Origin of the sequence: Limnospira sp., from assembly GCF_051859755.1 — a bacterium.
In the GTDB taxonomy this organism is placed as follows: Bacteria; Cyanobacteriota; Cyanobacteriia; order Cyanobacteriales; family Microcoleaceae; genus Limnospira; species Limnospira fusiformis.
The window spans coordinates 1-19,958 of the sequence record NZ_JBIMLI010000090.1 but is presented as its reverse complement, the minus strand read 5'-3'; the positions used below and the strand labels follow the sequence as shown (position 1 = coordinate 19,958).

At 43.8% G+C, this 19,958-nt stretch carries 20 protein-coding genes and 1 rRNA gene (1 of these 21 running past the window's edge); 16 read left to right on the top strand and 5 right to left on the bottom strand.

The features are described from left to right. The 5 genes from ACTIE0_RS15590 to ACTIE0_RS15570 form a co-directional block, all read left to right on the top strand. A 23S ribosomal RNA gene (locus ACTIE0_RS15590) occupies nucleotides 1-190 on the top strand; its annotated part reaches 1,102 nt to the left of the window's first position; the annotation flags it as partial. Nucleotides 191-315: 125 nt separating this feature from the next. Next, nucleotides 316-867 (top strand): RDD family protein, encoded by a 552-nt coding sequence (locus ACTIE0_RS15585; RefSeq protein WP_006670825.1) that lies wholly within the window; start codon nucleotides 316-318, stop codon nucleotides 865-867. Nucleotides 868-904: 37 nt separating this feature from the next. Next, a complete protein-coding gene (gene rpmG / locus ACTIE0_RS15580; RefSeq protein ID WP_006616669.1) occupies nucleotides 905-1,093 on the top strand; it encodes a 50S ribosomal protein L33 in 189 nt (62 codons plus the stop codon). A gap of 79 nt (nucleotides 1,094-1,172) precedes the next feature. Continuing rightward, nucleotides 1,173-1,388, top strand: a complete 216-nt coding sequence (rpsR, locus tag ACTIE0_RS15575; protein ID WP_006616668.1) for a 30S ribosomal protein S18 — start codon at nucleotides 1,173-1,175, stop codon at nucleotides 1,386-1,388. A gap of 8 nt (nucleotides 1,389-1,396) precedes the next feature. Beyond that, on the top strand, nucleotides 1,397-3,415 hold the full coding sequence (locus ACTIE0_RS15570) for a ribonuclease catalytic domain-containing protein (protein WP_006621546.1): 2,019 nt from the start codon (nucleotides 1,397-1,399) through the stop codon (nucleotides 3,413-3,415). A gap of 63 nt (nucleotides 3,416-3,478) precedes the next feature. On the opposite strand, the gene ACTIE0_RS15565 is transcribed toward ACTIE0_RS15570, so the two are convergent. Beyond that, nucleotides 3,479-4,405, bottom strand: a complete 927-nt coding sequence (locus ACTIE0_RS15565) for a metal ABC transporter solute-binding protein, Zn/Mn family (protein ID WP_006670824.1) — start codon at nucleotides 4,403-4,405, stop codon at nucleotides 3,479-3,481. 106 nt (nucleotides 4,406-4,511) lie between these two features. Here ACTIE0_RS15565 and ACTIE0_RS15560 point away from each other — a divergent pair, with 106 nt between their 5' ends. Further along, nucleotides 4,512-5,297, top strand: a complete 786-nt coding sequence (locus tag ACTIE0_RS15560; protein WP_006621544.1) for a metal ABC transporter ATP-binding protein — start codon at nucleotides 4,512-4,514, stop codon at nucleotides 5,295-5,297. A gap of 100 nt (nucleotides 5,298-5,397) precedes the next feature. Continuing rightward, on the top strand, nucleotides 5,398-6,294 hold the full coding sequence (locus ACTIE0_RS15555) for a metal ABC transporter permease (RefSeq protein WP_006621543.1): 897 nt from the start codon (nucleotides 5,398-5,400) through the stop codon (nucleotides 6,292-6,294). On the opposite strand, the gene ACTIE0_RS15550 is transcribed toward ACTIE0_RS15555, so the two are convergent. Next, on the bottom strand, nucleotides 6,284-6,901 hold the full coding sequence (locus ACTIE0_RS15550; protein ID WP_006621542.1) for a GNAT family N-acetyltransferase: 618 nt from the start codon (nucleotides 6,899-6,901) through the stop codon (nucleotides 6,284-6,286). The genes ACTIE0_RS15555 and ACTIE0_RS15550 overlap by 11 nt on opposite strands. A 271-nt stretch (nucleotides 6,902-7,172) precedes the next feature. Here ACTIE0_RS15550 and ACTIE0_RS15545 point away from each other — a divergent pair, with 271 nt between their 5' ends. The 6 genes from ACTIE0_RS15545 to ACTIE0_RS15520 all read left to right on the top strand — a co-directional run bounded on the left by ACTIE0_RS15545 (nucleotide 7,173) and on the right by ACTIE0_RS15520 (nucleotide 13,729). Next, nucleotides 7,173-8,600 (top strand): NAD(P)/FAD-dependent oxidoreductase, encoded by a 1,428-nt coding sequence (locus ACTIE0_RS15545; protein WP_006621541.1) that lies wholly within the window; start codon nucleotides 7,173-7,175, stop codon nucleotides 8,598-8,600. 149 nt (nucleotides 8,601-8,749) lie between these two features. Continuing rightward, on the top strand, nucleotides 8,750-10,015 hold the full coding sequence (locus ACTIE0_RS15540) for an NAD(P)/FAD-dependent oxidoreductase (protein ID WP_006621540.1): 1,266 nt from the start codon (nucleotides 8,750-8,752) through the stop codon (nucleotides 10,013-10,015). A gap of 29 nt (nucleotides 10,016-10,044) precedes the next feature. Beyond that, on the top strand, nucleotides 10,045-10,446 hold the full coding sequence (locus tag ACTIE0_RS15535) for a DUF1667 domain-containing protein (protein ID WP_006621539.1): 402 nt from the start codon (nucleotides 10,045-10,047) through the stop codon (nucleotides 10,444-10,446). A 228-nt stretch (nucleotides 10,447-10,674) separates the two neighbouring features. After that, complete coding sequence (locus ACTIE0_RS15530; RefSeq protein ID WP_006670822.1) at nucleotides 10,675-11,046, top strand: response regulator; 372 nt, start codon at nucleotides 10,675-10,677, stop codon at nucleotides 11,044-11,046. A 12-nt stretch (nucleotides 11,047-11,058) separates the two neighbouring features. Beyond that, entirely contained in the window at nucleotides 11,059-11,694 is a 636-nt protein-coding gene (locus tag ACTIE0_RS15525) for a chemotaxis protein CheC (RefSeq protein WP_006621537.1), read from the top strand. A 37-nt stretch (nucleotides 11,695-11,731) separates the two neighbouring features. Then, complete coding sequence (locus ACTIE0_RS15520) at nucleotides 11,732-13,729, top strand: PAS domain-containing hybrid sensor histidine kinase/response regulator (protein ID WP_006670821.1); 1,998 nt, start codon at nucleotides 11,732-11,734, stop codon at nucleotides 13,727-13,729. 95 nt (nucleotides 13,730-13,824) lie between these two features. Here the strand turns inward: ACTIE0_RS15520 and ACTIE0_RS15515 are convergent, their stop codons facing one another. The 3 genes from ACTIE0_RS15515 to ACTIE0_RS15505 form a co-directional block, all read right to left on the bottom strand. Then, nucleotides 13,825-14,379 (bottom strand): Npun_F5560 family protein, encoded by a 555-nt coding sequence (locus ACTIE0_RS15515; RefSeq protein ID WP_006621535.1) that lies wholly within the window; start codon nucleotides 14,377-14,379, stop codon nucleotides 13,825-13,827. A 146-nt stretch (nucleotides 14,380-14,525) separates the two neighbouring features. Continuing rightward, the gene (rpsF, locus tag ACTIE0_RS15510) at nucleotides 14,526-14,876 is read right to left on the bottom strand and encodes a 30S ribosomal protein S6 (protein ID WP_006670624.1); all 351 of its coding nucleotides are present in this window, start codon (nucleotides 14,874-14,876) and stop codon (nucleotides 14,526-14,528) included. Nucleotides 14,877-15,235: 359 nt separating this feature from the next. Continuing rightward, the gene (locus ACTIE0_RS15505) at nucleotides 15,236-16,228 is read right to left on the bottom strand and encodes a glycosyltransferase family 2 protein (RefSeq protein ID WP_006621530.1); all 993 of its coding nucleotides are present in this window, start codon (nucleotides 16,226-16,228) and stop codon (nucleotides 15,236-15,238) included. Between the two features lie 86 nt (nucleotides 16,229-16,314). Here ACTIE0_RS15505 and ACTIE0_RS15500 point away from each other — a divergent pair, with 86 nt between their 5' ends. The 3 genes from ACTIE0_RS15500 to nusA all read left to right on the top strand — a co-directional run bounded on the left by ACTIE0_RS15500 (nucleotide 16,315) and on the right by nusA (nucleotide 19,860). After that, nucleotides 16,315-17,769 carry a hypothetical protein gene (locus ACTIE0_RS15500; RefSeq protein ID WP_048895362.1) on the top strand — a complete coding sequence of 485 codons (1,455 nt, stop codon included), beginning with the start codon at nucleotides 16,315-16,317 and terminating at the stop codon, nucleotides 17,767-17,769. A 315-nt stretch (nucleotides 17,770-18,084) separates the two neighbouring features. Continuing rightward, complete coding sequence (gene rimP / locus ACTIE0_RS15495) at nucleotides 18,085-18,546, top strand: ribosome maturation factor RimP (RefSeq protein WP_006621528.1); 462 nt, start codon at nucleotides 18,085-18,087, stop codon at nucleotides 18,544-18,546. 66 nt (nucleotides 18,547-18,612) lie between these two features. Further along, nucleotides 18,613-19,860, top strand: coding sequence for a transcription termination factor NusA (gene nusA / locus ACTIE0_RS15490; protein WP_006621527.1), 1,248 nt, complete (start codon nucleotides 18,613-18,615; stop codon nucleotides 19,858-19,860). The last annotated feature ends 98 nt before the right edge of the window (nucleotides 19,861-19,958 follow it).

The following is a 19,958-nucleotide window of genomic DNA, read 5'->3' as shown; positions in this document are numbered from 1 at the left end:
ATACGCAGGGTAGCCATGTGCGGAGCGGATAACCGCTGAAAGCATCTAAGTGGGAAGCCCACCTCAAGATGAGTGCTCTCACTGGGTTAGCCAGGTAAGGTCACGGGAAGATTACCCGTTAATAGATGTCAGGTGGAAGTCCAGTAATGGATGTAGCCGAGGCACACTAACAGACCGAGGGCTTGACCTCTTTTACACTCGCTTTTTCTCTATGCAGCCTTTAGGGTTTGGTTTCTACACTACAATTTAATATGATGACTCTGCCTCTTTCTTGATTTGATTGAGGCTTTGTCTTTTGATAATCTGGTATTCACCATGAGTTCTGAAAGGTCTGAGTTATCTGAGTTAGTAGCCCCTGCTTTTCCAAGGGTTCCAACTTGGTGTCGGGCGATCGCATTAGGGATTGACGCATTTCTAGTGTTGTTGATTACTGGTTTATTAGGGCTTAGTGGCTTAGTCGGATTTTTGGTATTTATGCTGCTTTGGATAGCCTCACGGGTGTTTGTCGTTTATCGAAACTACGGACAGAGCTTGGGGCGCTGGGCTTTGAATATGAGGGTAATTGATACACGATTCCACCGAACACCGCAATTGCTAGAATTATCTAAGCGCGAGGGGGTCCTAGGGTTTTTTGTATTCTTGGCCCTAAATGGATTAGGCAGTCTGGCTTCAGGCCATGCCGGAGTTGTGTTATTATTAGTTCCCCTGATCGCTGATGGTGGAACTGTGCTTTTTGATATGGCTCAATACCCGCAAACTTTTCACGATCGCCTGGGCGAAACCATCGTTATTGGTGTTCAGCGAGGCTATTCTCTGGATATTAGAGTCAAAAATTGGATTGACAAAATGCAGCAATACCTGAAATAATAGATGATTGTGCTTTATTAAGAAATCTTTTAGGATTATGGCTAAAGGTGTTCGCATTGTAATCACGCTGGAATGCACTGAGTGTCGCACCAATACCGATAAGCGTTCTAAGGGTGTGTCACGGTATACAACGACCAAAAACCGTCGGAATACAACTGGCAGAATGGAACTCAAGAAATTCTGCACCCACTGTAACAAACATACGGTTCACAAAGAAATCAAATAGTGCTTTCAGATGACTGGTGGGAGAGTAGTCATCCCCATCGACATAGAATCATCCATTAAACTAACAGGAGTCAAAGCCCATGAGCTATTTCCGTCGCCAAGTTTCGCCCATTGATCCCAAAACCCCCATTGATTATAAAAACATCGAGTTGTTGAAAAAGTTTATGACCGAACGGGGCAAAATTCTACCCCGCCGCATTACCGGTTTAACCTGTAAACAACAACGAGACCTGACAAAAGCGATCAAACGGGCTAGAATTTTAGCCATGCTGCCCTTTGTCAATAAAGAAGGCTGATTGAATTGGTGGAAAAGGGAACCTTAGTTGAATTCCGTCATCATGGGGAGCGCCGTCTCGCTGTGGTAGATCGCCCTGAAGGAAAAAAGCACTGGATCTTAGTTGATGACCAGGGAAATTCCCATACCGTTCATCCCAGACAAATTACCTATGAGGTAGGGGGAACGACTTATCGTCCTGCTGATATTCCCTCTTTTTATGAAGAAATACAACCCTATCTAGATCCAGCTAGTTTAGAGATAGCCTGGGAGATTTTGATTGAAGAGGGGGAAACAGTAGACCCCAAAGGAATGGCATTGTTGCTATTTTCGGAGGAAACTCCAGCCCAGTGTTATGCCAGCCACCTGTTGCTATGCAATGATAAACTCTACTTTAAACAGAAGGGCGATCGCTATGAACCTCGCCCTCCCAACCAGGTAGCAGAAATCAAACATCAACAGGAAGTTGAACAGCAACGGGAACAGGAAACCCAACTGTTTTGGCAGCGAGTTGAACAATGTCTAGCGGGAGAGGTGGTAGAATGGCGGGGGAGCGATCGCACTCGCCTTGATGCTTTAGAACGTTTTGCTCTTTATGGGGAGGAAGCATCCCATACCGGACCCGCCTTAGAAACCCTAAGCAGTCTTAATCGCCCTCAAACTCCCAGTGCCTCTTTTCAATTGTTGGTAGACTTGGGGATATGGAGTCTGCATGAGAATCTTTCCCTATGGCGCAGTCAGATCCCAACCCAGTTTCCCGCAAAGGTGCTAGACGTGGCTCAATATTATTTGCAATCTCCCCAACCTGACCCGGATCAAGGTCATCGGTTCGATTTAACTCATCTGAAGGTCTACACCATTGACGACGAAAGCACCCGCGAAATTGATGATGGAGTTAGCCTAGAATTCCTGGAAGACGGAACCCAAAAAATTTGGATTCACATTGCTGACCCTACTCGTCTAATTACACCGGGAGATGAACTAGACCTAGAAGCGCGGCGCAGGACGACCAGCGTTTACCTACCGACGGGGATGATTCCCATGTTCCCCCCAGAACTAGCCACGGGGCCGATGAGTTTGGTACAGGGTAAAATTTGCTGTGCCTTGAGCTTCGGGGTAGTGCTGAATGAGGATGGCAGCCTGAAGGATTATAGCATTCATACGAGCATCATCAAACCTACCTACCGCCTCACCTATGATGACGTGGATGAGATGCTGCACTTGGGTATTAAGGCTGAACCAGAAATCGAGATTTTAGGACAGTTAGCCAAACGTCGCCAACAATGGCGTTCCTCCCAAGGGGCTATTAGTATTTATATGCCAGAATCGATGATCAAGGTGGAGGGGGATGAGGTAATTGTTAAACTCCTTGATGATTCTCTGTCTCGCCAAATGGTGGCAGAAATGATGATTTTGACTGGGGAGGTAGCGGCTCGCTATGGTCAAGAGCATAATTTAGCATTACCCTATCGCAGCCAGCCTCAACCGGAACTACCCCCAGAAGAGGAGCTGCTGCAACTACCAGCCGGAGCGGTCAGAGCCTGTGCATTGCGTCGTTATATGCCTCGCAGTGAGGTTAGCTTAACTCCAGCTCGCCATGCAAGTTTAGCCCTGGAAACTTATACGCAGGTGACTTCCCCCATTAGGCGTTATAGCGATCTCTTGGCTCACTTCCAGATTAAGGCTCATTTGCGGGGAGATGATCCACCTTTTTCGGTGGAACAAATGCAGGAAATGGTGATGAGTCTCGGTCCGGCGGTGAAAGAAGCCTCGAAGGTGGAACGGGAGACTAACCGCTATTGGAGTTTGGAATATTTGCGTCGTCAAACTGATGAGGTCTGGGAAGCTATTTTGCTGCGGTGGTTGCGCGAGGATAGTAATTTAGGTTTGGTCATGCTGGAGGAATTAGGGTTAGAGTTACCAATGCGCTTTAACCGTGATATAGAACTTGGCGATCGCTTTGAGGTCAAAGTGACCCATTCTGACCCACGCCAAGACGTGATTCAATTCCAGGAAATTATTAGCCCAGCCACGGAACCAGCGGTTTAGGAGAATAGCGACCAGCAGCAGGCGGAGACGGGTTAGAAACCTGCCCCTACCTGCCCTAATAAATTAGTTGTCGCCGAGGGCTTCTACGATCGCCCTAGTATTGGCTTGCATCATCCTAACATAACTATCCCCTTCGGAACCAGGTGCGCCAATAGAATCTGAATATAATTCTTGGGGGGCTAATTCCACCCCGGCTTCTTCCGCAACCGCCCTAATTAATTGGGGATTAAGTGTAGTTTCTGCAAAAATAGCAGGGATTCCTAGGCGGCGGATTTCCTCTGCTAAATTCCGCACAGTTTGGGCGCTAGGTTGTTCTTCGGTGCTGATACCTATTAAGGTTCCGGGTACAGTTAAACCATAGGCGGCGGCGTAATATTGAAAAGCATCATGGGTGGTGACCAGATAACGGCGATCGCTAGGAATTGTGGCAATTTGTTCACCAATCCAAATATGGAGTTTTTCCAACTCCTCAATAAGCTGTTCCGCATTATCCATAAATATCTGCCGATCATCTGGGGATAGTGCTATTAATTCATCCCGAATTACCTCAACCATGACGATCGCATTTTCCACATTTCCCCACACATGGGGATCCGGTTCTACCTCTCCATTTTCTTCAATAGTTAAGGGAGTGATAAACTCAGCAACTGCCACTCTTATGGCCCTTTCTCCCACCGCTTCAATTAACCTAATTAAACCTGGTTCCAAATTATGACCATTATACAGAATTAGGTCAGCGTTTTCTAAGGCTATACTATCCTGGGGGACAGGTTCATAAATATGAGGATCTACCCCCGGCTGTAAAAGACTGGTATGTTGAATTTGGTCAGAGGCGATCGCTTCAGTTAAATCGGCAATAATAGTGGTAGTAGATACCACTTTCGGCATTTCATCCCCAGTAGAAACCACCGACGGCGACTGACAACCCCCCAGCAACAACCCACACAATAACCCAACTACACCTAACCCCTTAGCCATTGGTCTAGCCATTTGTACTTAGTCCTTTTCATTTTGTTTTCATAAATTATTTCATATTTCTTTCATTTTTGTGCTATTCTTGACATAACTTGAAATAAAGCGATCGCAAATCATAGTTATGGATACTCTCAAAATTGCCCACAACTCCTTTATTAAGCAGGTTTCAGCCGATATGAGTATTATCATCAGTAACCTGGGGGTACAGTACCGAGGGATTGAAGCACTGCGGGACATTAATCTACAGGTGAACCCAGGACGGCTAACCGGAATTATTGGACCCAATGGTGCGGGTAAGAGTACCTTGTTAAAAGCTATTTTGGGGCTGATTCCTGCCACAGGAAGCCCTGCCATTTTCGGTGAACGTCCCCTGAGTCAACAACGCCACCGCGTCGCCTACGTCCCCCAGCGATCGCAGATAGACTGGACCTATCCCGCCACAGTTTGGGATGTAGTAATGATGGGAAGAGTCCGCCAAACTGGTTGGTTTAGAGGCTTTTCGGGAGTCAGTCGTCGCTTGGCTACCCAAGCCTTACAGCGGGTAGGAATGGAAAGCTATAGTGCGCGTCCTATTGGTCAACTTTCAGGAGGTCAACAGCAACGGGTTTTCTTAGCTAGATCTTTAGCGCAACAGGCGGAAGTTTTCTGCTTTGATGAACCCTTTGCGGGTATTGATCAAAAAACTGAAAATGTGATTTTTAGTATTTTCAGGGAGTTAGCAGCTTCCGGCAAAATTGTGTTAGTAGTTAATCACGACTTAGGTAAATCCATTACCAATTTTGATGACTTAATTCTGCTAAACAAAGAACTAATCGCCGCCGGAACTAGGGAAGCTGTCTTAACTCAGGAAAATCTTGATCATGCTTATGGTGGTAGGGTCATGTTTTTCTCAGACAATGCAGCTTAATGGCGTTGGAGAATTATCTATTGAGGATAAACCCGGTTTTTTGCCCTGTATATCCATCCACAAAAATCCAGGTTCTGAAGATATAAGAGACAGTATCAACATGATAGTTTGGGAAATATTAATAGAACCTTTGCAATATGGTTTCATGCAGCGATCGCTCACTATTGCTATATTGGTGGGGTTAATTTGTGCCGTGGTTGGTAGTTATTTAATGGTGCAGCGGCTGGCTTTATTAGGGGATGCCATCAGCCATTCCGTTTTACCTGGATTAGCGATCGCCTTTATTTTAGGGTTTAATATTTTTGTAGGTGCGTTTATCGCTGGGGTATTCAGTACAGTATTAATCGAAATAATCCGCACCCACTCCAAAATCAAAGAAGACGCAGCCATGGGGATTGTTTTTTCCGGCTTTTTTGCTTTGGGGATTACTCTAATTACCATCATTCAAAAAGACAATAAAATCGACTTAAATCATTTTCTCTTTGGCAATATCTTGGGAGTTACAGCCTCCGATGTCCGGGATACAATGATTATTGCTGCTATTGTCTTATTGGTCGTCTTCCTCATTTATAAAGAATTATTGTTCTATACCTTTGACCCCCAGGGCGCGGAGGCGGCTGGCTTACCTGTGAACCTGTTAAATTTAGGGTTAATGATGTTAATTTCCTTAACTATTGTCGCCAGTCTCAAAGCCGTAGGAGTCATCTTAGTTTTATCCTTATTAATTACACCATCAGCCACCGCTTATTTATTGGTTAATCGTTTGCATAATGTGATGATTTTAGGGGTGTTAATTGGCGTGGGTTCTAGCATGAGTGGAATGTATCTGAGTTATTTCTATAACTTGCCTTCCGGTCCAGCCATTGTCTTGGTGGCTTCTGGTTTATTCCTAATGGCGTTTTTATTTAGCCCTAGTGAAGGACTGCTAACCCACCCGGTTAAGATATCCAAAGAACCGCCACTTTTAAAGGAAATCAAAAATTTAATTAATCGTTAGGTAATTTCACTAAAATTAAACGGCTATCCTGGATTAATTCATTTTTAAAATGATAATACTCAACACTTTGGCTAATTGGTATCATTTTAAACCCCAACTTTTGATAAAACTCAGGTAAATAAGCATATTCAGGGTTGGCTGTAGTTCTCAAGATATAACCAATGTGATCTGATAAATGACCAAATAAGGTTTTAAACAGTCCTGTGGCGATACCTTGCTGACGGTAATTAATGGCTACACCTAAATCAGCGACATAGTATAATTTATCAATGCTGAGTCCGGTTTGCTGAGTGAATAAATCAGAATTTAGATGAACTTTTTGGTTATTCATATATCCCCAAGTCTCAAAAAATTCTAACTCTCCTATATTGGCGGTTTCAGCTAAGGGGAGTGCCGCAATAAATCCCATGGGGTTTGAGTCAGAATAAGCCAAGTATAAAACCCCGGATTCAATATATTTTTGAAAGTAAAAATTGACTTTTTCTGGGGTTACTTTTTCGTTAAAAGGGGGAGCAGAAAAACACTCATGGACAGTAGTATAAAGACCTTTAGCCATGGCTGATTTAAGTTCATTCCCAGAGTTAATTTGTGTAAAATTAATGCTCATTCAACTTGTCCATTGATGAATTTTGCCGGATTAATTATACCATAGTTGAATAATGGCGCTTAAAAATACTTAACCTAAATACGGATGACAAATCATCAATTTGTCCTTACACTGAAGATAGAGGATTCAGTTTACAGATCCATGCGATCGCGGCTGTAGCAGCCAGAAACTGATGTCCACCGCTTAACCAGATTGAGCAGTTTGATTGACTAACAATTTCAATTGATTAAACACTGTATGACCGACAAGCAAACACTTACAGGATAGGATCATGTTGTATGATGCAATCATTATCGGTGGTGGTGTAACCGGATGCACCATTGCGCGAGAATTGATGCGGTATGCGATTCGAGTTGCGCTAATTGAATCAGAAGCAGAAGTGGGTTTCGGAACCAGCAAAGCCAACAGCGGTATTATTCACGGTGGACATCACAGTTCCCCTAATACGCTGAAAGGTAGGCTAGAATGGGAAGGAAACCAAATGTGGGATACCATCTGCGAAGAATTAGGGTTTGGTTTTAAACGCATTGGAGAACTTACTGTCGCTTTCGCAGAAGACCAAATACCCACACTAGAAAAATTGCAAAAACAGGGGGAAGCTAAAGGAGTTCCTGGCTTAGAAATTTGGCAACGGGAACGCCTGCGAAAAGAAGAACCTCACCTAACATCAGAGGCGATCGCTGCTTTATATGCGCCGACAACTGGGGTGGTTAATCCCTACGAGGCTTGTTTTGCTCTAATTGAAAATGCCTGTATAAACGGCTTAAATCTCTTTACCAATTGTAAAGTTACAGCCATTAATCAAACCCCTGATCATCACTGGGTAATCCATACCCCCAGAGGGGAATTTAATACTCGTTTTGTGATTAATGCGGCTGGACTATATGCAGATGCGATCGCTGAATTTGCGGGAGTGCGTACCTTTACCATCAAACCCCGTAAAGGAGAGGAATATCTCCTCGATAAGCGATTAATTGGACTGGTCAAACGAGTAATTTTTCCCTGTCCTACTCCCGTTTCTAAAGGTATCTTAGTCATCCCCACCTATGACGGGACTTTAATGGTGGGTCCTACCGCCGAAATGGTGGACGATAAGACCGATTTAACCACCTCCCACGAAGGGGGAAAAAAAGTTTTTGATGCAGTTACCCAAACCGTCCCAGGAATTAGTCCTAGGGACTGTATAGCTGAATTTGCGGGACTCCGCGCGGTAGTAGACGGAGAAGATTTTATCATCGGGACTACGGCGAAACCTGGCTTTATTAACGTGGCGGGAATTCAATCACCAGGACTAACCGCAGCACCAGCGATCGCCACTATGGTTAGGGATATTTTACACGAAGAAGGCTTATCCTTAGCCCCCAAAGATAGCTTTATTCCCTCAATTACTAAACCCATTCATTTCGCCTCTCTTTCTACAGAAGCACAAATTGCACTGGTCAACCAAAACCCTAGCTATGGTCGAATTATCTGTCGGTGTGAGTTAATTTCCGAGGGTGAAATTCTGGATGCGATCAGCCGAGGCGCAAAAACATTAGATGGCATTAAATTCCGCACCCGCGCGGGAATGGGTCGCTGTCAGGGGGGATTTTGTACAGGACGCTGTATGCAACTTTTATCCCAGGAATATAACATTCCCATGACCGAAATTACCAAACGTGGCGGCGATACCTGGGTAGTGCGTGAACAGCATTCATAAATACCCACTAATTAACACTGATTACAACCCATAGCTTATTGTGCCTAAAAATGGCGGGTTAATGTCGGTTACTTACTACCGACAAAAATTGACTATATAACCCGCCCCAAATTTAGTCTGTGTTTGTTGTTAGCCATTGAAAAATTATCATGATTACCGAGAGTATTAAGCACCTAAATAGCAACTATGATGTAGTAGTTGTTGGCGGCGGACCCGCTGGGATAGCGGCGGCGTTAGGCGCGAAAGAGTCTGGCGCTGAACGAATTTTAATTGTCGATCGCGAAAAGGAAGCGGGAGGCATTTTATTGCAATGTATTCACCCCGGTTTTGGACTCCAACACTTTAAAGAAGAATTGACCGGACCTGAATATGCTCAACGTTTTTTAGAACAAGCGATCGCCCAGGATATAGACATTATAGCAGATGCCTATATCTTAGATATAGATGGCGATCGGCGAGTTAAATTAATGTCTGGAAACCACGGAATGCACGTCATTTCCGCCAAAGCCACCGTCTTAGCCATGGGTGCGAGAGAAAGGACTCGTGGCGCTATTCGCACCCCCGGAACCCGCTGTTCAGGAGTCTTAACCGCCGGGTTAGCCCAAAGATTTGTAAATTTACTAGGATTTCTACCTGGAAATAAAGCCGTAATTCTGGGTTCTGGGGATATCGGATTAATTATGGCGAGACGGCTAACCCTGGAAGGGGTAGAAGTGGCGGGAGTATTTGAAATAATGCCCCACGCTAACGGATTAAACCGGAACATTGTGCAATGTTTACAGGACTTTAATATCCCTCTATATCTATCTACCACAGTAGTAGAAATTCATGGACGCGATCGCATTGAAGGAGTCACCGTCGCGCCAGTTAATGAACATCTACAACCCCTCGCCGACCAAAGCTGGTATGTTCCCTGCGACACCCTGTTATTATCGATTGGATTAATTCCCGAAAACGAACTATCTCGTCAATTACAACTGCGAATTGATCCGGTTACCAGTGGTCCAGTGGTTAGCAGCACCATGGAAACTTCTATGAATGGAGTTTTTGCTTGTGGTAATGTCGTCCACATTCATGATCTAGTTGATTTTGTCAGCCAAGAAGCCATTTTAGCTGGTCGAAATGCGGGATTATATGTAACTAAAAATCGCCCACCTACCGATAATATCCGTTTAATTCCTGGTGAAAATGTCGCCTATTGTGTACCTCAAACCATTTCGAGCGATCGGGATCATACCGTTTATATGCGAGTGCGTCGTCCTCTCAAGGAAAGCATTTTAAAACTTGGGGATATATACGAGAAAAAACTCCGGTATGTATTCCCCGCCGAAATGGTCAACCTGAAAGTCAAACCCCGGTTTTTGCAGAACTTCCACGGAGAGGCTTTAACAATTGATATCCTCCCCCTTGAGTAAATCCAGCAAATTTTGAGGAGAAATAAGCCATGACTAAAACCACAGAAACCACCTCAGAAACCACCATTTCTCATTATCTATGTATTGGTTGTCCTTTGGGATGTCGCCTAGAAGTTGAGGAAGATAATGGCTACATCGTCGAAGTGCGAGGCTTCACCTGTAAGCGAGGCGAAGAATATGCCAAACAGGAACACACCGAACCCCGTCGCATGGTGACAACTACAGTGCGAGTTAATAATGGTATTTGGGCAAAATTACCCGTAAAAACTACCGCAGCCATACCGAAAGAAAAAGTGATAGAATTATGTCAGCAATTGCGGCAAGTGAATGTTACCGCCCCGATTCATATCGGCGATACCATCTTATCTAATGTTCTTGATTTAGGTGTCGATGTGGTGGCATCACGAGATATGCCTACTGCTCCCAATTGATGGTCAAAATCGACTAAAATTGATTTATACAAGGTGTTTCGGCACCTTGTATAAGTTCTCGTATCATCTATTTTAGCAGATCACCTAGTAGTTAACTAGATTGTTAAAATTTGTACAAAAATTTTAGAAAACCCATAGTTTCCTGTTACTATATATGTTGTAGGAGACTAAATATAGATCCTGTTTATACTCCACCGTAATCAACCGCAGGGCTTGGGAGACTTGGCAATGGCTAAAATTTTAATCGTTGATGATTCTAGTCTCTCCCGTAGGATTATGCGTGGTATCTTAGAAACAGATAAACACGAAGTCATTGAAGCTACAGGGGGACTAGCTGCGCTGGAACGCTACTTTATCGATAAACCAGACCTGGTTTTAATTGATCTGGCTATGCCAGATATGCAGGGGACAGAAGTTTTAGAAAAACTCATGGCAATGGATAACACAGCTAGGGTTATTATTGCCAGTGCTGATGCTCAGGAAATGACTCGCGCTGCAGTTCAAGCCGCTGGGGCTGTGGGCTACATTACCAAGCCTTTTATGGCTCAAAGTGTTCTCGACCAGGTAAATCAAGCTCTCATTACTATATCACAGTCCTAGGGAGGTGCTGCGATGATCCTGACCGAAAAGCAAAAAGATGCTCTAACTGAGTTAATTAATATTGGTTTTGCTCGCACTGCCAATTCTTTATCACAGCTAACGGGTCATCGCATTTTGCTTGATGTTCCTCAAGTTTCTATTCATCCTATTGAAGAATTAGCGGCTAAACTGGCGAGTTTTGTTAATGGTGAAATTGCCACAGTACAGCAGATTTTCACCGGGCCAGTGTCGGGAAATGCTCTATTATTATTAAACTATGAAGGGGCGGTAATGTTGTCCCGTTTAGTGTCCCCAGAGGGTAGCCCATCAAGCGATCGCCTTGACGTTCCCGCCGGAGAAGTGCTAACAGAAATTGGCAATATCCTACTTAACTCCTGTTTAAGTGTATTCGGAAATTTACTAGAAATTCAGATTTCCTTTTCGGTACCGCGCCTTTACCTAGAAGCCCTAGATGGACTGATTCATTCTCTGATTATTGGCAAGGAAGAAGTCCGCTATGCCATGGTAATGTATACCTCCTTTAAAATGCGTGAAGACTCCGTAAACGGCTATCTAGTGCTGGTATTGGGTGTAGTTTCCTTAGAGAAATTATTGGAGTTGATAGACAGTTGGGCAGATGAGGCTGTAGCGCCATCTCTGACTCGGTAATCCACCAATTACTATTAAATATGGGATTTACCTAATTATGTTAGATCATAATATCCATCTTTCCCATAGTCACGCCTTGTTAAAATGGCTCAATAACTTTGCAGAACAGGGCATTTTTACTACTAATAATAAATTAGAATTTCTCAGTTGGAATCATTGGCTAGAAATCCACAGTGGTAGGTCAGCCCAAGATTTAATTGGGTGTCATTTATTCAGCCTTTATCCTGACATGAAAGAACGAGGAATCCATCGATTTTATGAACAAGCTCTCCAAGGTCAAGTAGCTTTCCTGTCTCAGCGCCTCCATTCCTATCTCATTAATATTCCGGCAAATATTGGCAGTCATTCTTTATCCCCAATGCAACAAAGCGTCCGTATTGCTCCCTTAATTGAAGCGGGAGAAATTTGCGGAACTATTACTGTAATTGCTGATGTTACCGAACGGGTAATTCGAGAAACAGAACTACAACAAAAAATCACTAAACTTGAGCAAACCGAAGCGAGATTAAGTTCTATTCAGATTCAACTTGAACATTTATTAGCATCGAGTCCGGCGATTATTTATACTTGTTATCCTACCGATGACTATCCCCCTAAATTTATCAGTGATAATCTCATAACTCAACTAGGATATCAACCTAGTGAATGGATTAATACCCTCAATTTTTGGAGCGATCGCATTCACCCTGATGACCGCCCCAAAATCCATCATCGTTGCTCACAAATTCTCAAATTAAATCACCTAACCACCGAATATCGTTTCCGCCATAAAAATGGCAGTTATCGTTGGTTACGAGACGAAATGAAGCTGGTGTGTGATGCCTCTGGTCACATTGAAGAAATAGTCGGTGTTCTCTCAGATATTACCGAAACCAAGAGACTAGAAATCCAACTACTGAGAGCGCAAAGACTAGAAAGCATTGGCACCCTAGCCAGTGGCATAGCCCATGACCTCAATAATATTTTGACACCGATTCTCGCCTCCGTGCAAATGTTTCAATTAGGACTTGACCAAGAAAAACAAAATAAAATGCTCAAGTTAATTGAAAATAACACCAAACGGGGAGCCCATTTAATTAAGCAAGTTCTTTCCTTCGCCAAAGGCTTTGAAGGGAAACTAGAGATTTTTCAAGTCAGACACTTAATTAGTGAAGTAGCAGATATTGCCAGGGAGACATTCCCCAAATCTATCAATGTTAGCACCAATGTTTCTAAGGAACTCTGGACAGTTTATGGCGACCCCACCCAACTACATCAAATCTTAATGAATCTCTGTGTCAACGCACGAGATGCCATGCCAGGCGGGGGGAATTTATCACTATCAGCTAGTAATGTTATTTTAAACCAAAAAGAAGCTCGTTTAAACCTTGATGCGAGGGAAGGTTGTTATGTAATGATTACCGTCTCTGATACGGGAACTGGCATTACCCAAGAAGTCTTAGACCGGATATTTGAACCGTTTTTTACTACCAAAGAATTTGCTAAAGGTAGTGGCTTAGGACTATCCACAGTCCTAGGTATAGTTAAGGGTCATAATGGCTTTATTGACGTTGATACTCAAATGGGTTGCGGAACTACTTTTAGAGTTTATATACCCGCCTCAGAGGACACAGAAACTACGGTTTATGAGCATTTAGAATTAATTACAGGTCAGGGTCAACTAATTTTAGTGGTTGATGATGAAGAACCTATCCGAGAAATTACTAAAGCGAGTTTAGAGAGTTTTCAATATCAAGTTTTGGTAGCAAGTAATGGAGTTGAGGCGATTAAAATATACCGTCAATATTTAGAGCAAATTGACTGTGTGGTTATCGATATTATGATGCCTGTTATGGCTGGCAAAACTACTATTAGGGAGCTAAAATCCCTGAATCCTCAAATTAAAATTGTCGGAATTAGCGGTTACTTTTCAGTAGATATAGCCAAAGATATAGCTGAGTTAGGAGTTGATATATTTTTATCAAAACCTTTCACCACACAGGAGTTATTAGAAGTGCTGCAAAAATGCCTTAATTCTAGTCCCCCAAAACCCTAGGCACTTGATTCATAAAAATAAAGGGGTTTGTTCTGCGATGCTCCCTAGAACCGACCCCTAAGTTTGACGAGGTTTGACCCTGACTCAGGAAAAAATCATGCCTTCCCTAAACTAGGAAACTCGATTACAGTCTGAGTTCCTGGCTGAAAAGTTGGCAGATCTAAATTGCCGGGACGGCGACTCTTTTGAGCCAGACGATAGGTAACACTTTGTAGTTCTGCGTGCAGTTGCCGATTTTCCCGTTGCAGTTTTTCCACCCTTTCCATGACCTCTTCGAGGCGTTCTGAAAACTTCTGGCGGTAGACTCCAGGTAATTCTTGAACTACCTGTTCCAGCATTCGAGAGCGATCGGTTAACTCCTGGACAGACTGTCTAAGTTGGTAAACTTCCAGATCCCGCTCATTGATCTGGTCTTGATAAAACTTAACCTGTTCCTCTACTTGCTGGAGTTGTTCCCGCAAGGACTTCATCTGAGCCTGGTGTCGCTCGGCCATTTCTGGATCTGGCGCTAAATTAGCATTTCCCTTCACCAGACGGAATAATTCTTGAGATAACTGCTGCACCAGTTGATCTCGCATTTTTAACTCTTCACTCAGCCGCGCGACTTCTGCTGTGAGTTCCTGGGAGTTGGGATTATTTTTCTGGCTCATGATAACCAATGGCTCCTATAAACTTCCAATATGCCCCCTAAAATACTCCCAATTCCACCCAATCGGCAAGAGAGAGACAAAAGGAGTATCCCCGGGTCGCGAATTGGCACGGCTAACCGTCACCAACTCCTGACCTGACTTGAGCTTTACACCTCTTGGGGTTCGGCTTCTGGTTCGGCTTCGACTTGGACAGCAGATGGGGTGACATCTTGTTTAATCGTCAGATAACGAATTACATCCCCACCTATACGCATGGCTCTTTCCATGACTTTAATCTGGTCGCTGTCGCCACCTTCATAGTTCATCTGGATGTAAATGCCTTCGCGATACTTGTCGATATCATAAGCTAAACGACGCTTACCCAAATTTTGCACCTCAAGATTTTGTGCGCCATGTTCCCGCAGGATGTCTTGATATTTGGCTCGCGCCGCCTCTAGCTGCTCCTCATTTAAGTCAGAGCGCAGGATATACATGGTTTCGTAAATAAAAGGCTTCATTCTAATGATACTCCTTATGGACAATTCAGGCTTCTACCCAGAAGCAAGGATCTATACATTCTACATTAGTTCCCTGCACAATACAATCAACAGCAAAGTTGATTTTTTATTCAATTTTTTTAAAATTGTTCAGCCAAATCACGGTCGGGGGTTGACAAGCGCCGGGAACTAATGGTATGATTTGGGTATACTGTAAAATAATGGAATTATAACCCCAAATAAAATTTTTTAAAATGTTTCCATTATTTAATACAATAGCATAAGTCAACCGTAAAAGCAACCCCCCGGCTGGGAGGGCTGGGGGGACTTTTTGACAAGTTTTACAAAACTTAACATAATTTCCGAGGACGAGATAGGGTCTAGGGGTATTGGAGACTACTCATGACCCATTTTAATAAGTTTTGCCACTCAGGAGATGTAGATAAATGATCGACATCGAAAATAGCATCGACACTTTCTGAATACTGAGTAAAACTTTCGACCCAATTAATGACGGTTTCAATAGGTAGAAAAGGACTATAAGACCATGAGCGCTGTAAATATTCGACCATCTCAGTATTGAACCCAGTATGGTATAAATACCAGGAACTCCAGACCAAGGTACTATAGCGAACCCAGTCCTCAATTACTTGAATTTCCAAGGGTATATCTGGCAAATTAAAAAATTTATCGAGGACATAATTAATAGACTTGGCTTGAGAGATACCATCTCGCATAGTATTGCGATCGTGCTGACGATAGCACACAGTCGATCGCTTCAGCCAAGCGCTGCGATACCCGCTGGAGGCCAAACGCAAAATCAAATCGACATCCTCCGCATGAGCCAACCCAGGTTCAAACCCTCCGACGGTATCCAAAGCCTGGCGGCGGAACATCAAAGTTCCCATAGTCCCCAAAGGCTTCCAGCGCAACCAATTCTCTAAATTCAACTCAGCGACCATTTCCCAAGGCTGAACATCGATCAGCATTTCGCCAGTTTGGTTAACCCTGCGCCAACCACTATGGACGATCGCCAATTCGGGGTCAGCATCAAATACAGCGAGTTGGCTTTGGAGGGTATCGGGAAAAAAGTAATCATCGGCATCGAGAAAAGTGATAAACTCACCCCTAGCCAAACTCAGACCATGATTTCGCGCCACGGAAACCCCTTGATTATCCTGATAAACATAGCGAACTTGGCTGTCATAGTTGGCTACTACTGAGCGAGTCTGGTCTTGAGAACCATCATCAACAACTATGATTTCATAATCAGTCTCAGTTTGAGCCAGTACACTATCAATGGCTTCGGCAATATACTGTTCACAGTTGTAAGCTGGGATCACAACACTGATACGGGGATAAGATTCAGACATGAGATTATCAATAAAATCAATTCGTCAATTACTGAAATTTTAACTAGAGTGAGTTGTTGTCAACAGAACCGATTGAGTCTATGACTATGAAAAAACCGAGAGCGATTAATAAAAACCACCCGGTCGGTCTGTGGATCGAACGAGGTCTGTCAATGATAGCGGTTGTCAACTATGCCCTAGTTTTATTTAATATTAGTTATATACCCTGGCGCGACTTTTATTTCCGTTATTTTCGAGAGTTAACGGAACTGTATGATCCGATTATGGGGATTGAACCCCACCGGGACACGGTCAGATATATAGAAACTGTAGAAGCTCTTAATAACCAGGTGGTGGAGACGGGACTACAATCACCGGAAGTAGAGGTGATTCTGACGAGTCTGCGACAGCAAAGTATAGAAATGGTTGATACTAACCCTTTTGCGATCGCCAATCAAAGTGGTGCTTTAGAGACTATTAAAAATCGAATGCGCGATCGCGCTCCCAACCCGGACGATTCTTCTAAGCAAGCATTCTCTACTTTTTGGACTGTTGAATATTTAGCCGATCATGGATTTCCACAGGAGATAGGCTGGTTTAAGAGTGAGATCAAGCCGTTCATGGAGGCTAATTATTTTCGAAGTTTATCAGAAACCGGTAACTTTGTCAACGATTTCTGGAGAATTGATTTTCCGTTTGTGATCTTCTTTTTAGTGGAATTTCTGATTCGGACTAGGGTAGTCAGCAGTAAATTTAACACGGTGACTTGGCTAGATGCGATGCTCTGGCGTTGGTACGATATCTTAATGTTTGTTCCGCTGCCAACGGCAAGATTATTAAGGATTATTCCGGTAACTATTCGTTTAGACCAAACGGGATTAATTAAGTTGGAGAAACTCAGAGCATTTGCCAGCCGAGGTTTAGTGTCATCGGTATCGCAGGAATTAACGGAAGCGGTGATTATCCAATTTATTAATCAAGTGCAAGACCAACTGAGAGAAGGTAATATTGGTAAGGCGATCGCTCAATCACAACAGCAGCGGTATATGAATATTAATAACCTGAATGAAATCGAATTTATTTCTAATCAATTAATTCAGGTAGTGGTTGATAAGGTTATCCCACAACTAGATTCAGATATAGAGGCACTAATTCGTTATAATGTGGAGAGTGTAGTCAAAAATTCCCCGGTGGTAGAAAGGTTTAAAAAAGTACCAGGATTTGAGAATCTGGCGAAAGAATTAAGCGATCGCCTGATCGGGGAACTATCCCAATTAGCCACGGAGGGTCCAAATAGTGCCTATGAAGCGATCCGTAAAGCGATGTCGGACCGGAAGGGAAGCCAACTAACAGAGCAACTGGTGCGGGACTTTGGCAAAGTATTATGGCAGGAAATTGAAGGGGAACAAATGCAGCAGTTTGAATATTTACTGGTAGATCTATTAGAAGAAATTAAACTGAATTATATACATCGAGTGGACGAAGAAAACTTCGAGCAAGTTCTAGCCTCAATCCAGGAAAGGCGCAAATTAGAGGGATTGATTGTTTACGAGTCCGACTGAGGCGATCAGACCCCTCCCCCACTCCTAGATAGCCTAGCCACAGGGAATTATGGAGTGGTGATCATCCAATAGTTCAATTGTGAGCTAGAGTAATAGATAAGGAAGTTAAGCTGCGGGTCAGCCCTCAGCTTCTTGTGGGAGATACAGTTTCATCTACAAGTGGGTGACACCCACTTTTTTTAGTGGCAGCATTTCCATAGCCCTACTACCAGGTGAGGTTTATGGTAAAGGATGATCTCCAGGTTTCCGTAACCCTAGGCTGAGGTACAAACCCCAATAGAGCCTAATTGTAGCGTTTTAACATCAAATCTGACTATGGTTCACCCCCTAATTCCCAAAATCATCGACCTAGCCACTCCAGTCGCCAAGCCTCTGGGGTTAGAAGTCGTGGGGGCAATGTTTTACACTAACCAGAAGCCTCCTGTACTGCGGGTTGATATCCGTAATTTGGAGCAAGACACCAGTTTAGAAGATTGTGAGCGGATGAGTCGAGCCCTCGAAGAACAACTCGATGCGGTAGATGTAATTCCCGATGCTTATATTCTGGAAGTATCGAGTCCCGGTGTATCGAGGTCCCTAAGTTGCGATCGCGATTTTATCTCCTTCAAAGGATTTCCGGTAACAGTCACCACCTCCGAACCCTACAAAGGACACAAACAGCAAAGTGGAAAATTGGTGGGGCGCGACGAGATGGCAGTCCATATCAATCAGAAAGGGCGACAAATCTCTATCCCCAATTCCTTAATCACGGAAGTCCTGCTAGAGGAGGGGGAATAAAGCCGACTCTCAGGAAACAAGCTAATCTCAATTTGTGTATTTAACTAATTACGAGGACAAATCATTATGTCAATGGTAAGTTTACCCGGGCTCAAAGATATGATTGAGAGCATTTCCACGGAGCGCAACCTACCGAAACAGGCGGTAGAAGAGGCTCTGCGGGAAGCCTTACTGAAAGGGTATGAACGCTATAGGCGCACGGTTCAGATTGACACCCAATTTAGTGAGGACTACTTCGATAATTTTGATGTAGAACTCGATGTTGAGGAAGAGGGATTTAGGGTTTTAGCCAAAAACCTAACTATTGTGGAACAAGCCAGTAACCAAGACCATCAAATTTCCCTGAAGGATGTGCAGGAAGTCGCCCCAGAAGCTCAATTGGGAGATACAGTAACTTTAGATGTTACCCCAGAGCAGAATGAGTTTGGGCGCATGGCTGCCATTCAAACCAAACAGGTTTTGGCTCAGAAGTTACGGGACAAACAGCGGAAGATGATTCAGGATGAGTTCGCCGAACATGAAGGAACCGTCCTACAGGCTCGGGTACTGAGATTTGAGCGCCAGTCGGTGATTATGGCTGTAAGTAGTGTTTATGGACAGCCAGAAGTTGAGGCAGAATTACCCAAACGAGAACAATTACCCAAGGATAACTATCGGGCTAATGCCACTTTTCGGGTATATCTGAAGCGCGTTTCCCAGGGTTCCCAGCGTGGTCCTCAATTGATTGTGTCTAGGTCTGATGCGGGGTTAGTGGTGTACCTGTTTGCGAATGAGGTGCCAGAAATTGAGGACGAAGTGGTGAGAATTGTGGCTGTGGCTAGAGAAGCCAACCCACCCTCGAATCATGTGGGTCCACGAACTAAGATTGCGGTTGATACTTTGGACAGAGATGTTGATCCGGTGGGAGCTTGTATTGGCGCGCGGGGATCTCGAATTCAGGTGGTAGTTAATGAACTGCGGGGAGAGAAAATAGATGTGATCCGCTGGTCTCCTGACCCGTCAATTTATATTGCTAATGCTCTGAGTCCGGCTCGTGTGGATGAAGTGCGGCTGGTGAACCCAGAGGAACGTCGAGCCCATGTGCTGGTAGCGGAAGACCAATTGAGTCTGGCTATTGGTAAGGAAGGGCAGAATGTCCGATTGGCTGCACGTTTGACGGGTTGGAAAATTGATATTAAAGATGCTGCTAAGTATGATGCGGCGGCGGAAGATGAAATGGAGGCTAGAAGGTTTCAGGGACAACTAACTGCGGAAGTATCGGAAGCGGAAAGTTTGGATATGGAAGCTACAGAAACATCTGAAATTCAGGTATAGGGGGTTTTGGGGATGTTACAAATAGGAGCATGATTTAATCTCAAATTAGGTTAATATTTTAGGGCAATACGGTATAATAAGCGAGAAGAGTTGAGGAT

Coding starts and splice junctions, on each gene's coding strand:
- ACTIE0_RS15585 (WP_006670825.1), top strand. CDS start 316: ATGAGTTCTGAAAGGTCTGAGTTATCTGAGTTAGTAGCCCCTGCTTTT.
- rpmG (WP_006616669.1), top strand. CDS start 905: ATGGCTAAAGGTGTTCGCATTGTAATCACGCTGGAATGCACTGAGTGT.
- rpsR (WP_006616668.1), top strand. CDS start 1,173: ATGAGCTATTTCCGTCGCCAAGTTTCGCCCATTGATCCCAAAACCCCC.
- ACTIE0_RS15565 (WP_006670824.1), bottom strand. CDS start 4,405: ATGGCTAGACCAATGGCTAAGGGGTTAGGTGTAGTTGGGTTATTGTGT.
- ACTIE0_RS15560 (WP_006621544.1), top strand. CDS start 4,512: ATGGATACTCTCAAAATTGCCCACAACTCCTTTATTAAGCAGGTTTCA.
- ACTIE0_RS15555 (WP_006621543.1), top strand. CDS start 5,398: ATGATAGTTTGGGAAATATTAATAGAACCTTTGCAATATGGTTTCATG.
- ACTIE0_RS15550 (WP_006621542.1), bottom strand. CDS start 6,901: ATGAGCATTAATTTTACACAAATTAACTCTGGGAATGAACTTAAATCA.
- ACTIE0_RS15545 (WP_006621541.1), top strand. CDS start 7,173: ATGTTGTATGATGCAATCATTATCGGTGGTGGTGTAACCGGATGCACC.
- ACTIE0_RS15540 (WP_006621540.1), top strand. CDS start 8,750: ATGATTACCGAGAGTATTAAGCACCTAAATAGCAACTATGATGTAGTA.
- ACTIE0_RS15535 (WP_006621539.1), top strand. CDS start 10,045: ATGACTAAAACCACAGAAACCACCTCAGAAACCACCATTTCTCATTAT.
- ACTIE0_RS15530 (WP_006670822.1), top strand. CDS start 10,675: ATGGCTAAAATTTTAATCGTTGATGATTCTAGTCTCTCCCGTAGGATT.
- ACTIE0_RS15525 (WP_006621537.1), top strand. CDS start 11,059: ATGATCCTGACCGAAAAGCAAAAAGATGCTCTAACTGAGTTAATTAAT.
- ACTIE0_RS15520 (WP_006670821.1), top strand. CDS start 11,732: ATGTTAGATCATAATATCCATCTTTCCCATAGTCACGCCTTGTTAAAA.
- ACTIE0_RS15515 (WP_006621535.1), bottom strand. CDS start 14,379: ATGAGCCAGAAAAATAATCCCAACTCCCAGGAACTCACAGCAGAAGTC.
- rpsF (WP_006670624.1), bottom strand. CDS start 14,876: ATGAAGCCTTTTATTTACGAAACCATGTATATCCTGCGCTCTGACTTA.
- ACTIE0_RS15505 (WP_006621530.1), bottom strand. CDS start 16,228: ATGTCTGAATCTTATCCCCGTATCAGTGTTGTGATCCCAGCTTACAAC.
- ACTIE0_RS15500 (WP_048895362.1), top strand. CDS start 16,315: ATGAAAAAACCGAGAGCGATTAATAAAAACCACCCGGTCGGTCTGTGG.
- rimP (WP_006621528.1), top strand. CDS start 18,085: ATGGTTCACCCCCTAATTCCCAAAATCATCGACCTAGCCACTCCAGTC.
- nusA (WP_006621527.1), top strand. CDS start 18,613: ATGTCAATGGTAAGTTTACCCGGGCTCAAAGATATGATTGAGAGCATT.